Annotated in this window: 10 protein-coding genes; 5 read left to right on the top strand and 5 right to left on the bottom strand. The window is 68.7% G+C overall.

Annotated features, from left to right (window positions below; translation table 11 throughout):
• Window positions 1–33: 33 nt before the first annotated feature.
• The 3 genes from ACFYPJ_RS11115 to ACFYPJ_RS11125 form a co-directional block, all read right to left on the bottom strand.
• Window positions 34–1,071: an ABC transporter permease gene (locus tag ACFYPJ_RS11115; protein WP_389013814.1), complete on the bottom strand. Its 1,038-nt coding sequence runs from the start codon at window positions 1,069–1,071 to the stop codon at window positions 34–36.
• Between the two features lie 604 nt (window positions 1,072–1,675).
• Complete coding sequence (gene typA / locus ACFYPJ_RS11120) at window positions 1,676–3,592, bottom strand: translational GTPase TypA (RefSeq protein ID WP_389013817.1); 1,917 nt, start codon at window positions 3,590–3,592, stop codon at window positions 1,676–1,678.
• A gap of 138 nt (window positions 3,593–3,730) precedes the next feature.
• Window positions 3,731–6,043, bottom strand: coding sequence for an ABC transporter substrate-binding protein (locus tag ACFYPJ_RS11125; RefSeq protein ID WP_389013819.1), 2,313 nt, complete (start codon window positions 6,041–6,043; stop codon window positions 3,731–3,733).
• A gap of 322 nt (window positions 6,044–6,365) precedes the next feature.
• Between ACFYPJ_RS11125 and ACFYPJ_RS11130 the strand changes: the two genes are divergently transcribed.
• The 4 genes from ACFYPJ_RS11130 to ACFYPJ_RS11145 are packed head-to-tail and all read left to right on the top strand — an operon-like array spanning window position 6,366 to window position 10,265.
• Window positions 6,366–6,656, top strand: a complete 291-nt coding sequence (locus ACFYPJ_RS11130; protein ID WP_389013822.1) for a hypothetical protein — start codon at window positions 6,366–6,368, stop codon at window positions 6,654–6,656.
• A gap of 45 nt (window positions 6,657–6,701) precedes the next feature.
• Window positions 6,702–7,520, top strand: coding sequence for a hypothetical protein (locus ACFYPJ_RS11135; RefSeq protein ID WP_389013825.1), 819 nt, complete (start codon window positions 6,702–6,704; stop codon window positions 7,518–7,520).
• 31 nt (window positions 7,521–7,551) lie between these two features.
• Window positions 7,552–9,501, top strand: coding sequence for a fumarate reductase/succinate dehydrogenase flavoprotein subunit (locus tag ACFYPJ_RS11140; RefSeq protein WP_389013828.1), 1,950 nt, complete (start codon window positions 7,552–7,554; stop codon window positions 9,499–9,501).
• On the top strand, window positions 9,498–10,265 hold the full coding sequence (locus ACFYPJ_RS11145) for a succinate dehydrogenase/fumarate reductase iron-sulfur subunit (protein ID WP_389013831.1): 768 nt from the start codon (window positions 9,498–9,500) through the stop codon (window positions 10,263–10,265). The genes ACFYPJ_RS11140 and ACFYPJ_RS11145 overlap by 4 nt, the downstream gene beginning before the upstream one ends.
• A 2,413-nt stretch (window positions 10,266–12,678) precedes the next feature.
• On the opposite strand, the gene ACFYPJ_RS11150 is transcribed toward ACFYPJ_RS11145, so the two are convergent.
• Together ACFYPJ_RS11150 and ACFYPJ_RS11155 are read right to left on the bottom strand one after the other, a co-directional pair.
• On the bottom strand, window positions 12,679–13,173 hold the full coding sequence (locus ACFYPJ_RS11150; RefSeq protein WP_389013834.1) for a hypothetical protein: 495 nt from the start codon (window positions 13,171–13,173) through the stop codon (window positions 12,679–12,681).
• A gap of 95 nt (window positions 13,174–13,268) precedes the next feature.
• Window positions 13,269–13,538 (bottom strand): hypothetical protein, encoded by a 270-nt coding sequence (locus ACFYPJ_RS11155; protein ID WP_389013837.1) that lies wholly within the window; start codon window positions 13,536–13,538, stop codon window positions 13,269–13,271.
• Window positions 13,539–13,938: 400 nt separating this feature from the next.
• Between ACFYPJ_RS11155 and ACFYPJ_RS11160 the strand changes: the two genes are divergently transcribed.
• Window positions 13,939–15,279, top strand: coding sequence for a tetratricopeptide repeat protein (locus tag ACFYPJ_RS11160; RefSeq protein ID WP_389013839.1), 1,341 nt, complete (start codon window positions 13,939–13,941; stop codon window positions 15,277–15,279).
• The last annotated feature ends 117 nt before the right edge of the window (window positions 15,280–15,396 follow it).

Below are 15,396 nucleotides of genomic sequence, written 5' to 3' on the forward strand. Positions count from 1 at the left end.
GGGGGCGGCAGTCACCCCCCACCAATGGACGTGCTATCGACCGGACTTGGGGTCGAAGGCGTCCCGTACGGAGTCTCCGAGGAGGTTGAAGCAGAGAATGAAGATCACCAGCGCCACACCGGGGAAGAACATGAACGCCGGGTCCTGCTCGGCGTACCGGGCTCCGACGGCGAACAGGCGTCCCCAGTCCGGGGTGGGCTCGACGAAGCCGACACCCGCGAAGGAGAGGAAGGCGATGGTGAGGATGGTGCTGGGCAACTGGTACGTGAACTGCACCAGGATGGGTGTCACGACGTTGGGCAGGATCTCCTTGCGCACGATCCGCCAGGGCGAGGCGCCGGAGACCCTCGCGGCCTCGACGAACTCCCGCTCGCGCAGCGAGAGAACGGTGGACCGGACGATGCGGGCCATGCCCATCCAGCCGAGCAGCCACAGCACGATCAGCATGGCCAGTGCGCGGAAGTAGGTGGGCGTCTCCTCGCGCGGGTCCACGAAGAACGACGTCACCACGGGCATGAAGGCGATGAAGAACAGCTGCGACGGGAAGGAGAGGAAGAAGTCGGTGACCCGGCCGATCCAGTAGTCGGTACGGCCGCCGAAGTATCCGCCGATCAGGCCGATGATCACGCCCGTCACCATCAGCAGGACGGTGATGCCGAGGGACATGAACAGCGAGGTGCGCATGCCGTACACCAGCATCGCGAACAGGTCGCGGCCGTACTGCGGTTCGACGCCGAACCAGTGGTCGCCGGAGACGCCGCCGAGGTAGCCGAGCGGCAGTCCGAAGTCGTCGAGCACGGGTTTGTCGGCGTACGTCGGGTCCTGCCCGTACAGCGTGTACGGGTTGGTGCCGGAGAGCTTCACCAGCAGGGGCGCGAGCAGGGCGATGGCGAAGAAGGCGATCACCACCACGGCAGTGATGACACCCGTGCGGTCCCGCCGGAAGCGGAGCCACATCAGCTGGCCGGGAGAGCGGCCCACGAGCTCGGCGTTGCCGGACTTCGTCTTCGGCCCGGGATCGCCGTCGACGACCGAAGTCCCGCTGCCCTCAATGTCGATAGGACTTGTCACTGTTCGTCCGTTTCACAGTTATGGGTGCCAGTGACGCCGGGGTACCGCTACGGGCGCGAATCCGCAGTCGGACGCGCGTAGCCGAACCGCCGCACTGAACGATCGGAGGATGCCTCAGAGGTGGTCGCCGGACAGGCGCTCGGAGCTGCGACGGACAGACCGTGCGAACGTGACCCACCTGGTGCTCGCGACACCGCGCATGGGTGTTCCTCCTATGACTTCACGTGTTCACCAACAGGAGAGGGTTTCCGACTGTCCTCCGACACCCCTGACGGAGGGTCAGGCACCCCCTGGTGCTCGCGAGTCGAGCGCTGTCCCCACAGCGCGAGACCCATTGACCCGAGCGCTACGCGGCTAACTATCTGCCATGGGTAAGAGGCCGGACCACTGTTCTTAAATCTCAATTCAGTCACGGCTCGTACGTAGACCTTCCAAAATGTGGACAAACTGTCTGCCCGAAGAAGGCCGCGAAACGGACGTGTTACATGGCTATCGGGCAGAGATCTCCGCATGCCGGACATCAGAGCCCGAAAAAGGAGTTGAAAAAGGCCCGGGCGTTCCCTCAGCGGGGAACGCCCGGGCCGGGCCCAGGGGCGAGTTTCGGTCAGTCGTGCTTGGCGCGGCTCGCGGCGCGGGCGCGCTCGCGGGCGTCCAGGTTCACCTTGCGGATGCGGACCGCCTCCGGGGTCACCTCGACGCACTCGGTGTCGCGGCAGAACTCCAGCGACTGCTCCAGCGACAGCTTGCGCGGCGGCACGATCGACTCGGTCACGTCGGCCGTCGACGAGCGCATGTTGGTGAGCTTCTTCTCCTTGGTGATGTTCACGTCCATGTCGTCGGCGCGCGAGTTCTCGCCGACGATCATGCCCTCGTACACCTCGGTGCCCGGGTCCACGAACAGCACGCCGCGCTCCTGGAGGTTCGTCATGGCGAACGCGGTGACGGAACCGGCCCGGTCGGCGACCAGCGAACCGTTGTTGCGGGTCTGCAGCGGGCCGAACCACGGCTCGTGGCCCTCGTGGATGGAGTGGCCGATGCCGGTGCCGCGGGTCTGGGTGAGGAACTCCGTACGGAAGCCGATCAGGCCGCGCGAGGGCACCACGAACTCCATGCGGACCCAGCCCGAGCCGTGGTTGGACATGTTGTCCATGCGGCCCTTGCGGACGCCCATGAGCTGGGTGACCGCGCCCATGTGCTCCTCGGGCACGTCGATCGTCATGCGCTCGACCGGCTCGTGGACCTTGCCGTCGACGTCCTTGGTGACGACCCGCGGCTTGCCCACCGTCAGCTCGTAGCCCTCCCGGCGCATCATCTCGACCAGGATGGCGAGCGCCAGCTCGCCGCGGCCCTGGACCTCCCAGGCGTCCGGGCGCTCGGTGTCCAGGACGCGCAGCGAGACGTTGCCGATCAGCTCGCGGTCGAGGCGGTCCTTGACCTGGCGGGCGGTGACCTTGCGGTCCTTGACGGCCGCCTTGTTGTCGGCGCCCTTGCCGGTGCCGCCCCGGCCGACCAGCGGCGAGGTGTTGGTGCCGATGACCATGGAGATCGCGGGCTCGTCGACCGTGATCAGCGGGAGCGCGATCGGGTTCTCGGGGTCGGCCAGGGTCTCGCCGATCATGATGTCCGGGATGCCGGCGACGGCGCAGATGTCACCGGGCCCGGCCTTCTCGGCGGGCTTGCGGGTGAGCGCTTCCGTCATCATCAGCTCGCTGATGCGAACGTTGCTGACGGAGCCGTCGCGCTTGATCCAGGCGACCGTCTGGCCCTTGCGCAGCTCGCCCTGCTCGACCCTCAGCAGCGCGATGCGGCCGAGGAAGTTGTCGGCGTCCAGGTTGGTGACGTGGGCCTGGAGCGGGGCCTCCTCGTCGTAGACGGGGGCCGGGATGTGCTCCAGGATCGTGGAGAAGAACGGCTCCAGGCTGGTGGAGTCGGTCGGCACGGTGCCGTTGTCCGGCTTGGTCAGCGAGGCGATACCGTCCCGGCCGCACGCGTACACGATCGGGAACTCGATCTGCTCCTCGTCGGCGTCCAGGTCGAGGAAGAGGTCATAGGTCTCGTTGACGACCTCGTCGATCCGGGCGTCGGGCCGGTCGGTCTTGTTGATGCAGAGGATGACCGGCAGCCGGGCCTGGAGCGCCTTGCGCAGCACGAAGCGGGTCTGCGGCAGCGGGCCCTCGGAGGCGTCCACGAGCAGCACGACGCCGTCGACCATCGACAGACCGCGCTCGACCTCGCCGCCGAAGTCGGCGTGGCCGGGGGTGTCGATGATGTTGATGGTGATCGGGTCCCCGCCGTCCTTGGGGTGATATTTCACCGCCGTGTTCTTGGCGAGGATCGTGATGCCCTTCTCACGCTCCAGGTCGTTCGAGTCCATGACGCGGTCGTCGACCTGTTCGAGCTGGTGGGCGGCGAAGGCACCGGCCTGCTTGAGCATGGCGTCGACGATGGTCGTCTTGCCGTGGTCGACGTGGGCGACGATGGCGACGTTGCGGATGTCGTGACGCGTAGTGGTCACAGCCATAGTGCGGCGTACTCCCGGGGTGTGAGGAAGGCCCTGCGCGTCGGTAGGTGCGACGCGGGCCCTGCCGGGCTTGACACGCCACGGCCTCACCCCATGTTACGTGGCGCCGCGACAAGCGTCCGCCGCAGGCCCGGCATCTCAGCTCGCGGACGGTCTCGGCGGCGCCTGCGCACCCTTCTTCAGGAAGCCCATGTCCTCGTAGACGGGTGTCTGGAAACCGAAGGATCCCGCGTTGACCAGGTTCTTCCGTACGGCGGTGAGCTGCGGGCGCTGGTAGATCGGCAGGGAGCCGGCCACGGCCCAGATCCGGGAGTCGGCCTTGCGGATCAGCGAGCGGGACTCGTCCTCGTCGAGGGTGGCGACGGCCTGGTCGAACATTTGATCGATCTGATCGGTGCCGACCCGGGTGTAGTTCTGCTCGATGTTCACCGAGCCGTCGGCGGCAGGGAGCGGCTTGCCGTAGATCGGGCGGGCGTCGGTGGCGGGGAAGGCGGTGGACGGCCAGGAGTACAGGGCGAGGTCGAACTGACCGGAGGCGATGTGGTCCTTGAAGTAGCCCTCGTCCGGGACCTTGCTGATCTCCGTGCGGATGCCGGCCTTGTCCAGCATCTGCGCGATCCGGTCGGCGACGGTCCGCAGGGACTCCGAACCGGCACCCGAGGGGACCACGAAGCGCAGCGAGAGCGCCTTGCCGTCCTTGGCGAACGGCCCGGACACGGCGGCCGGGGCGGCGGTGCCCCGCGGGGCGTACGCGCCGGGCGCACCACCCTGCGGCGGATGCTTGTCGGTGTGCCGTTCGCCCTCCTGCGCGAGGCGCCTGGCGCTCTCGCCGCCCGTCTCCCCCACGCCCTGCTTCTCCGCGAGGTCCCCGGGCTCCTTGGAGTCCTCCCCGTCGCCCTTGAGCGGCGACTTGGCGTCCTCCCCGTCGTCCTGCCCGTCGTCCTGCCGGCCGGTCGCGCCGCCCTCCTCGTCGTCCTGCGCCGCCGCCCCGGTGTCCTCGCCGTCGTCCGTGCGCGGCGCCTTGTCGTCGTCCTCGCCGACGACGTACGCGCCGTCCTGGCCGCCCTCGGACTCGGCCTGCGACCCGGCCGCCTTGTCCGGCTTCTCCTCCTTGACCGGTCCGCCGCGCACCCATCCGGCGTCCCCGAGCAGCGCCTGCGCCTCCGCGGCGTCCTGGGTGCCCAGGGAGCCGCTGCCGTCGGTGTAGGCGGGCTGGCCGGAGAGGGCGAGGTGGCTGCCGACCGGATCCGCAGGCAGGCCGAGCGGGCCGAGCACCGCCTTGGCCAGCGCCTTGCGGTCGATGGCGCGGGCGACGGCCCGGCGGACCCGCTCGTCGGCCAGGGGACCGCTGGAGCCGTTGAGGGCGAGCTGGGTGTAGGCGGGCTCCAGGGACTTGCGGATCTCGATGTCGCGCAGGGCGTTCTGCTCGCGCAGATACGTCGTGATCTTCTCGCGGAGCTTCGTCGTGCCCTCGGGCAGCCCCTTGGCCGGCAGGCCGTGCGCCAGCGCCCAGGAGCGCAGCTGCTTCGCGGAGGTGCGGCCCGCCCCGAGGACGGGGGCGCCGCCGCTGCCCTGGGCGGCGAGGTTGATCCGCTCGACGTCCGCGGGGTCGATGTCGGCCAGCTCCACGGTGCCGTTCGCCAGCGCGGTGGCCCGCTGGTCACGGGGCACCGCCCGGAGCACCAGCTCGGACAGCTTCGCGGGCCGCCCCCACCAGCGCGGGTTGCGGGTGAGGACGATGTCCTTGGCCTTGCCGTCGATCTTTTCGAGGCGGAACGGCCCGGCGGTGACCGGCAGCTCCCGGCGCGCGCCGTCGTTGAAGGCGTCCGGGGTCCCCATGATGTCCTTCGGGTACAGCGGGGAGAACAGCGCCTTCCAGTCCGCGTACGGACGGTTGAAGGTGACCCGGACCTCCAGGTCGTTCGCGCCGCGCTCGATCTTCTCGATGCGGTCGTAGCCGGCGTTGCGGGCGGTCCAGTACGCGGTGTCCTTGCCGGACAGGGCACGCCACTGGGCGGCGAAGTCGGCGGCGCCGATCTCCCGGCCGTCGCTCCACACGGCCTGCTGGTTCAGTTTGTACAGGACGACCTGACGTGGTTCGGTCTCGATGACCTTGGCCGACTCCAGATAGTCGGCGTTGCTCACCGGGCTGCCGTTGGCGTCGCTGTGGAACATCGACGGCAGAACAGCCTGCGCGACCCGGTTCGTACCCGTGTCGGCATCGGCCTGGAAGCTGTTCAGGGTCTCCGGCAGCGCGTCCACGGCCCAGTGCAGGGCGCCTCCGTCGGCGACCTGGTCACGGGTGGTGGCGGCGATGTCCTGTCCGGCCAGCGGACGGCTCGCCTCGTCGTCGGAGCTGCAGCCGGCGAGGACGGACACCGCGAGCGCACCCGCGGTGAGGAAGGCGGCCGAGCGTGAGATCGCGCGCGGTCCGACGCCGTCGTGGGACATCTTGCTACCTCCGGGGAGCCCGGTGACAAAGGTGGGTTCTGATCACGTTTGGCGGTATTTTGGTGCTGATCAGATCTACGGACCCACTGAAGAGGAAAGGGTTCGCCAGCCGGGGGCGACACGGCGGCGGGGGCTCACAAGCCCACCCGTGCGGCGCAACACGCGCCCGGCGCAGACAGAGCGCGTGCGGGCGTGCGGCAGTGGCACACGATCCGCCAATCGCTGCACATGGCTTCACATCTGCAGGTGTGACGCGCAACACTCGCAGGCGCATGAACGTTGCCGCCTTGGACCACGAGGTCCGGGAAAGTGAGGTCACGTCATGTCCGTGCACGACGACCTGACGTCAGTCCAGCGCAACCTCGACGACCTGTTCCGGTGCGTCGGACGCCTGGAGCAGCAGTTCGGGAGCGGCGGCCTGGAGATACGCCGCATCCGCGCCGACGCCGAGCACCTGCGCGAGAGCGTGGCGCTGCTGTGCGAGGCGGCACCCCGGTTCGCCGAGCCGCGCCGCCCCGATCTCGTCACCATTCCCGACACGCCGTACGACATGAGCCTGTGGACGGACTCGGACGACGAAGGTCTGGGTGCCCGCGACCGGCACGCACCCTAGGCAGTCACCGCAGGCCCGCCACCCCGACCCGACCGGAGTCCCCCATTGGCCACTGGTACGGAACCCCCTAGCACCGGCGGCGTACGCACCGGCACCCGTGCCGCCATCGCCGCCCCGCACCTGCGGACCGACCGCTGGTGGCTGGCGCCCGCCGTCACCGCGGCCGGTCTGTTCGCCTTCGTCGTCTACTCGACCTGGCGGGCCTTCGCCAACGCCGACTACTACGCGGCGCCGTACGTCTCGCCCTTCTACTCGCCCTGTCTCGCCCAGAACTGCGAGCCGATGCGCGGCGGTCCCAACGGCGACCTCTTCGGCAGCTGGTGGGGGATCTCCCCGGCGATCATCATCCTGATCTTCCCGCTCGGCTTCCGCCTGACCTGCTACTACTACCGCAAGGCGTACTACCGCAGCTTCTGGGCGTCCCCGCCGGCCTGCGCGGTCGCCGAGCCGCACAAGAAGTACACCGGCGAGACCCGCTTCCCGCTGATCCTGCAGAACGTCCACCGGTACTTCTTCTACGCCGCACTGCTGGTCGCCGGGGTCCTCACCTACGACACCGTGCTGTCCTTCCGGGACCAGCACTACCGGTGGGGCCACATGGGTCTCGGCACCCTGGTGTTCCTCGCCAACATCGTGCTGATCTGGGCGTACACCCTGTCCTGCCACTCCTGCCGGCACATCGTCGGCGGCAAGCTCAAGCACTTCTCCAGGCACCCGGTGCGCTACCGGGCCTGGCAGTTCGTCGGCCGGCTCAACGCCCGCCACATGCAGCTGGCCTGGGCGTCGCTGGTGAGCGTGGCACTCGCCGACTTCTATGTCTTCCTGCTCGCCTCCGGCGCCTTCGACGACCCGCGCTTCTTCTAGCGCTTCTTCCAGATTGGGGTAGGAACTGCTGATGTCCGTGGTCGACCGACAGGAGTGGGACGTCGTCGTGGTCGGCGCCGGTGGCGCCGGACTGCGCGCCGCGATCGAGGCGCGGGAACGGGGCGCCCGTACGGCGGTGATCTGCAAGTCGCTGTTCGGCAAGGCGCACACGGTGATGGCCGAGGGCGGCATCGCGGCGGCCATGGCCAACGTGAACGAGCACGACACCTGGCAGGTGCACTTCCGCGACACCATGCGCGGCGGAAAGTTCCTCAACCAGTGGCGGATGGCCGAGTTGCACGCGCGGGAGGCCCCGGACCGGGTGTGGGAGCTGGAGACCTGGGGTGCGCTGTTCGACCGTACGAAGGACGGCAAGATCTCGCAGCGCAACTTCGGCGGCCACGAGTACCCGCGCCTCGCACACGTCGGCGACCGCACCGGCCTGGAGCTGATCCGCACCCTCCAGCAGAAGATCGTCGCCCTCCAGCAGGAGGACCACCGGGAGACCGGCGACTACGAATCCCGGCTGAAGGTCTTCCAGGAGTGCACGGTCACCCGGATCCTCAAGGACGGCCGCCGCGTCTCGGGCGTCTTCGCCTACGAACGCGAGACCGGCCGCTTCTTCGTCCTGAGGGCGCCGTCCGTGGTGATCGCCACCGGCGGCATCGGCAAGTCCTTCAAGGTCACCTCGAACTCCTGGGAGTACACCGGCGACGGACACGCCCTGGCGCTGCTCGCCGGGGCACCCCTCCTCAACATGGAGTTCGTGCAGTTCCACCCGACGGGCATGGTCTGGCCGCCGTCCGTGAAGGGCATCCTCGTCACCGAGTCGGTGCGCGGCGACGGCGGGGTCCTGCGCAACTCCGAGGGCAAGCGGTTCATGTTCGACTACATCCCCGACGTCTTCAAGGAGAAGTACGCGGAGTCCGAGGAGGAGGGCGACCGCTGGTACGAGGACCCTGACCACAACCGGCGTCCCCCCGAGCTGCTGCCCCGCGACGAGGTGGCCCGTGCCATCAACTCCGAGGTCAAGGCGGGCCGCGGCACCCCGCACGGCGGGGTGTTCCTGGACGTGTCGACCCGGATGCCCGCCGAGGTGATCCGGCGCCGGCTGCCGTCCATGTACCACCAGTTCAAGGAGCTGGCCGACGTCGACATCACCGCGGAGGCCATGGAGGTCGGGCCGACCTGCCACTACGTGATGGGCGGTGTCGCGGTCGACTCCGACACGGCGGCGGCGCGCGGCGTACCCGGGCTGTACGCGGCCGGCGAGGTGGCGGGCGGCATGCACGGCTCCAACCGGCTCGGCGGCAACTCGCTCTCCGACCTGCTGGTGTTCGGACGCCGGGCCGGACTGCACGCGGCCGAGCACGCGGCGGCGGGCGACGACCGTCCCCGGATCACCGACGAGCAGGTCGAGGAGGCGGCGGCGGAGGCCCTCGGCCCGTTCTCCGCAGCCGACGGCACGAGCGCGGCGGCCGGGGACGGCACGGCGGAATCCGGCCCGCCCGAGAACCCGTACACCCTCCACCAGGAACTCCAGCAGACCATGAACGACCTGGTCGGCATCATCCGCCGCGAGGGCGAGATGGCACAGGCCCTGGAGAAGCTGGCCGGGTTGCGGGTACGCGCCCGCCGGGCCGGTGTCGAGGGGCACCGCCAGTTCAACCCGGGCTGGCACCTCGCCCTCGACCTGCGGAACATGCTGCTGGTCAGCGAGTGCGTGGCCCGCGCGGCGCTGGAGCGCACGGAGTCCCGCGGCGGCCACACCCGCGAGGACCACCCGACGATGGAGCGCGCCTGGCGCAACGTCAATCTGCTGTGCACGCTCGCCGACCCCGTCGGCGCGGACCGCGACCCGGCCCGCGACCGGATCGCCCTCACCCGCGAGACCACCGAGCCCATCCGCCCCGACCTGCTCGCCCTGTTCGACAAGGAGGAGCTGGTCAAGTACCTCGCCGAAGAGGAGCTGTACGAATGAGCAGCTACGAGGCCCGTTTCCAGGTGTGGCGGGGCGATGCCGAGGGCGGCGGCCTTGAGGACTTCCGGGTCGAGGTCAACGACGGCGAGGTGGTCCTGGACATCGTGCACCGCCTCCAGGCCACCCAGGCATCCGACCTGGCGGTGCGCTGGAACTGCAAGGCGGGCAAGTGCGGTTCGTGCTCCGCGGAGATCAACGGGCGGCCCCGGCTGCTGTGCATGACCCGCATGTCGGTCTTCGACCGCGACGAGACGATCACCATCACCCCGCTGCGCGCCTTCCCGGTGATCCGCGACCTGGTGACGAACGTCGGCTTCAACTACCAGAAGGCCAGGGAGATCCCGTCGTTCGTACCGCCCGCGGACCTGGGCCCCGGCGAGTACCGCATGATGCAGGAGGACGTGGACCGCTCGCAGGAGTTCCGCAAGTGCATCGAGTGCTTCCTGTGCCAGGACACCTGCCATGTCGTGCGGGACCACGAGGAGAACAAGAAGGCGTTCGCGGGCCCGCGCTTCCTGATGCGCGTCGCCGAACTGGACATGCACCCGCTGGACTCCGCCGCCGAAACCGGCCTGGACCGCCGCACCACGGCCCAGGACGAACACGGCCTCGGCTACTGCAACATCACCAAGTGCTGCACCGAGGTGTGCCCCGAAGGCATCAAGATCACGGACAACGCGCTGATCCCCATGAAGGAACGGGCGGTCGACCGGAAGTACGACCCGCTGGTGTGGCTGGGGGCGAAGATCAGGCGGCGGTCTTAGCCGGGCGGGGTCCTGGACGGGCGGGTCCGAAAGGGCAAGTCCCGGCACGGTGGGCACCAGGATCCCCAGACACGATTATCACCGAGTGGACTCAACCACTCACGACCCACCGGCTCGACTGGATCCCCTACGAACCTGCTGGCTTTGACCGGTCCCCGGAGAAGAGTAAGCACGAGAAGGAGAAGGCGCGTGCCTTCGTCCGTCGGTGGAGGACAGATCCACCATTGCATGCCGTGCTATTTGCCGGTTGGCTTGCGGCGCACCTGTCGCCGTATTTACGGAGTGCGATCCTTGCGGATCCATAGACGAGCGCGCGACTGAATCACTTTGCGCGTTCGGGGGTAGCGCGACCCCGGCGTCGGCAGGAATTTGATGCAGCCACGCTAGAACAGCACCGTCAGGCCCAGAAGACCGTGCCGGTTCTTGAGGGTCCACGGGCGAGTGCGCGACTGAATCACTTTGCGAGTCCGCGGATTGCGCGACCCCGGCGTCGTGATGAACGATGTCCAGCCGTGACTGCAGTGCAGCATCATCCGACCCGTCATACCGTGAAAGTGCACCAAAATTAAACCCCAGTCGGTACACTGTGTGCAGCAATTCGGCATCTCCACCCAGACGTTCCGCGCGCCAGCTGGCCTGGCTATTCACATAACCCCAGTCATATTCTTCCTCCTCCTTGCCGGCATCCACAGCCGCTTTCCACACCTGATGCAACTGCTCATCGTTTCCTCGCAAGCTCACCGGCGAGGCGGACAACAGGCACCTCCAGTCAGCGGTCTCTTCCAGTACCTCCCGCTGCTCCGGAGAAAGCCCCTTGACATCGGCGGAAAGGTTCCTCAACGGCATAGTCGCTCCACAGGCAGAAGACGGGATCCCCGCGCACGACAACGTCTCAGCTGTCCGTACGGTTCAAGAGGACGCATCATCGAGCCACGACCGCTTCTGCAACCTGACAGGTGGACCGGACTGCCGCTACCGGTGAGACGAGTGCGCACACCGAGCACGCCGGAGACGCACGGACGTGGCAGTCCCGACGAATCCATGCGCACCCTTCGTGCGCTGCCCGGCCCACCGCCCACAGACCCATCACGGTCCCCGGCTTCCTGCGCCGGTAAGCGGGGTCGGTGACTGTCGAGTACAAGTAATGAGCCGACTCGTTCAGCTCGTCCTCCGTTCAGCCCCACGAGGGCGTCTGGCCCCTCGTCCCCGGCGAGGACCCACACGTCACCGTCGGGATCCTCCGCCTGCCGAGCGAGTTCCGCCACGCTCTCCCGCCAGCTCGGAAGGCCGGGAAACGGCCCGGGTGCCGCTCGGCGAGGCGGGTTCCCACGGTGCCGGAGTCGAACTCGCCCGTGAGGTGCAGCACCGTCTCCACGCGGTCTATCGGCCGGAGGTCGAGGGCACCGTTCCAGGGCGACCCGTCACCTTCTCCGCGAGGGTCCCTGCGTTGGGCCCGGCTGAGCCCACGGTGAACGTGGGGATGAGTTGTTGGCTGCCGACGGCTCGGACGAGTTGCCGCGGGGATACGTTGCCCGGACGGCCGCCGCACGTGGGTTTTGTCCTGCGGCAGCCTGCTGCCGCGCAGCCAACCGCCGTGACGCCTGCCGGTCCAACTGCTGACTTGCATGATTTTCTGCCACGCCGAACCGATCCCGCCACCGATTCAACACCTGTTGCTCATGAGTCCGCTGTGTCGGGTCCTGGGTCTGTTCCGACCGCTGCCACTCCCTGTTCCATGCCTCCTGCCATTGCGTCACCGCTTGCGCCACTGCGACCTCTTCCTCAGCTATGGCACCGCGCCACTGCTCCTGATAGGCGAAGAGGCTGTCTGCCGACATCGCCCCCCTGCGAATGAGCTCCCAGCCCCCTTGGTCCGTCGTCCGCAGTAGCCGGGTCCAAGCCTGCTCAACCGCCCCAAAGCTCTCTGCCAGCGAGATCTCTGTCGGATCTTCCGGTACCTGTCCCGTCGGTGATGACACTTACGTTCCTCCCGAGAACCAACGGGATCCGCATCCCGTACCGATACAAGTGAACATCGTCGCCTCGCGCACTCACCGATGGGGTGTGCATGAACCTCCCATCAGATCAACTCAGTTGCCCGTACAGTTCAGGAGAATGCGTCGTCGCGCCACAACCGCTTCTGCAACCCGGTAGTCGGCCCCGGTGGCCACGCCAGGGGGCCGACCGTGCGCACACCGAAGGCTCCAGGAGACGCACAGGGCCCGTCGAAAGGCTCCCTCGGTCACCTCCGGCCGGACCGCCACAAGGTGGTCCGGCTGATCGAGCCACACCCGCTCGCCGTCGGCGTCCACGGTGAGCCCGAACCGCTCGAACCCCGGTTTCCGCGGCTCCCCCGACCAGCGGCAGGCGGTTTCGATCTCGTCCCAGAGTCTTCGGGGACCGGCACGCCGCGTCAGCGAGCCGGGGTCTTCGGGTCCCCTCCGGCAAGGAGGGACAGGGCTCCGGCACCGGGCACTACCGCAGAGGCGGACGGTGCCCGGCGGGACACGCCCCACTCGTTCAGCCGTTCCGCAACCCACGCGTGAGCGACGGTGAACGACCGGGCGAGGGATGTGATGGACTCACCGTCCCGGTAACGCAGGATCACCTCCGTACGGTTCTCGACGAACCCGGCCTGCGCGGCACGCACCTCGGCCCTCGTCCGGCGCGGCATGCGTCCGCGGAAGACACGTTGAGCCGGACGGCGGTGCAGGTGCGCTTCGTAGCGTTGGCGGCGCGGGACCCCCCAGTCGTCGAGCCGGAGCGTCAGCCAGCTGGGGGTGACGCCGTACACATCGGCGATCCTGCGCACCGGCTCCCCGGTCCGGTACCGCTCGATGATGATGTCCTTGTCCGCTCGGGCGATCCCGCGCGCTGCGGCTTTCTCGGTTTGCGTCGGGCGGCGCACGGGCCTGCCTCCAAGGGTTCTCGGTGAGTACGTACGGCGAGTGGGGCAGCGGCGCGGGCGAAATCCGCCCCGGACGGCCGGTTCCGGCTCTCGGTTCACGCCGGGCCCTCCCGCCACATCACCCACGGACGTTCGATCACCTCGGCGTAACTGGTGTGCTCGGGATGCTCGCGCAGGTGGTCGAAGGCCCATTTCTGCGGCTCGCCCGGGTTCTCGCTCGACGGGGACTTCGCCGCGCACGCGGTGTCGTCGCCGGTGAGCGTGAGACACCGGAGGACGTAGGTGGTCGGTGGGGCGTCGTCGTCCCGGTCGGGCCGTAACGTCCATTTGAAGAACGCGAAGTTGCGTCGGGTCAGAGCGCTCACAGCAGTTCACCCCGACTTCGTGCGTTCGCCCGGGCGTTCTCCGCGTGCAAGCGCTGCTCCGGGCTCGCCGGCTGCACGTCGGCGGGGTCGGCGTCCCATTCCCTGCCGCCGGTGACGGGGCGAAGAGACCACACCCCGCACCATTCGCCGCGGAACTCGCCCACTATGCCCCGCCCCGCGTCGTGAAACAGCGTCCCCACGGCAGGCACCGCCGGGACGTTCGTGGGTCCAGTCGCTCCCGCCCATTCCTGGCCGGGGGATGTCTGGCTGCTCATGGCCGTCCCCTCGCTTTCACCGGGTGATCTCTTCACCTCTAAGCAACCGCACGACCACGCTCAGCGGTAGCTTGGAGTCCGGACCAGGACTTGAAAGCCTTGAAAGTGCGCGGGGAGTCGGGGCGATGAGAAAGCGGGAACCGAACGCAGGATTGGCCCGGTTGGTCAGCGAGGCGGGCTGGACGCACGCCCAGTTGGCGCGGCAGACCAACGCCGTCGGCACAGAGACGGGCATCCCGTTCCGCTACGACGAGTCCGCCGTCACCCACTGGCTGAACGGGACGGTGCCACGGGAACCCGCACGGCGGTGCATCCTCGAAGCCCTGCGGCGAAAACTGAACCGGCACGTCACCTACGCCGAGGCGGGATTTCCGTCCCCCAAGGGCGGCTCCCCGTCCACCGCGGACGACACCGTGGAAGGGGTGGTCGAACTGGGCCGACAGGACATGGACCCCTCACGGCGCGGCGTCCTCGGCGCCGGGCTGTTCTCGGTCGCGCTCACCATTCCCGGCTGGCAGGACGTCGTAGGGCGGCTGGAGGCGTTCGGGACCGGACGGGTGGCCCGCATAGGGATGCCGGAAGTCCGGACGGTCATCGACATGACCACCAAGGTGTCCGAGCTCGACGACCAGTTCGGCGGGCGCCACGCACGCCCCATGGCCGCTGCGTTCCTGGTCAACACGGTGGCCGGCTACTTACGCGCGGACGCGCCGGACGACGTGCGCAAGGCGATGATGGCCGCTGCCTCGGGCCTCTGCTACCTCACTGGCTACATGGCTGTCGATGAGGGGCTGCACGGACTCGCACAGCGCTACTACGTCAAAGCCCTTGAGCTGGCGGGAGCGGCGGAAGATCATCTCACGTACTGCACCACGCTGCGGGGCTTGAGCGTCCAAGCCGTCGATCTCGGCCACGGCAGGCGAGCCATGGACCTCGCGGACGCCGCTGCTGCGGCCTCCCCCGCTGCGGGTCCCCGGCTGCGGGCCTTCATCGCCGGTCAGCAAGCCCACTCAGCCGCACAGACGGCTGACCGTACGGGTGCGCTTCGGTACATCCGCGAGGCCGAGGCGGCCATGGACCGGGCCGAATCACGCACCGGGACATTTGGTGCGTACGATCCAGCGGCTCTCAACTACCACATCAGCCAGGTCCGTTACGAACTAGGTGACCGGGCCGGAGCCGTCGACGCCCTGAAGGAGGCGGACCGGCTACGACACGGCGTCTACCGGCGTACCCGAGTACAGCGCCGCGGCCTCCTGGCCGAACGCCAACTGCAGGCCGGGCATCTTGAGGCCGCCTGCGCGACATGGACATCCGCCCTGGACGAGTGGCCCATGGTGCAGTCCGGCCGTGCCGACGACCGTATGCGGACCATGGTCAGGATGATCAGACCGCATGTCCGAAACGCTCATGCGCGAGCCCTCTACGATCGGGCGCGCGTCCTCCTTCCCAGGTCAACGCGCTGACGGCGAAGTCCCGTTACCCCGCCCCGGGAGGCAGCGGGGAGCGGTTGCGGCGAACGGTCCCGGGCCGGAGTCCGTCCAGCGCCCCGCCCGCCCGCCCCCGCCACCGCGGCGTCCCGC

The organism is Streptomyces sp. NPDC006012, assembly GCF_042871185.1.
Lineage (GTDB): Bacteria > Actinomycetota > Actinomycetes > Streptomycetales > Streptomycetaceae > Streptomyces.

Excerpts from the sequence above, each read along its gene's own strand:
- typA (WP_389013817.1), bottom strand. The coding sequence starts at position 3,592 with ATGGCTGTGACCACTACGCGTCACGACATCCGCAACGTCGCCATCGTC.
- ACFYPJ_RS11125 (WP_389013819.1), bottom strand. The coding sequence starts at position 6,043 with ATGTCCCACGACGGCGTCGGACCGCGCGCGATCTCACGCTCGGCCGCC.
- ACFYPJ_RS11130 (WP_389013822.1), top strand. The coding sequence starts at position 6,366 with ATGTCCGTGCACGACGACCTGACGTCAGTCCAGCGCAACCTCGACGAC.
- ACFYPJ_RS11140 (WP_389013828.1), top strand. The coding sequence starts at position 7,552 with ATGTCCGTGGTCGACCGACAGGAGTGGGACGTCGTCGTGGTCGGCGCC.
- ACFYPJ_RS11145 (WP_389013831.1), top strand. The coding sequence starts at position 9,498 with ATGAGCAGCTACGAGGCCCGTTTCCAGGTGTGGCGGGGCGATGCCGAG.
- ACFYPJ_RS11160 (WP_389013839.1), top strand. The coding sequence starts at position 13,939 with ATGAGAAAGCGGGAACCGAACGCAGGATTGGCCCGGTTGGTCAGCGAG.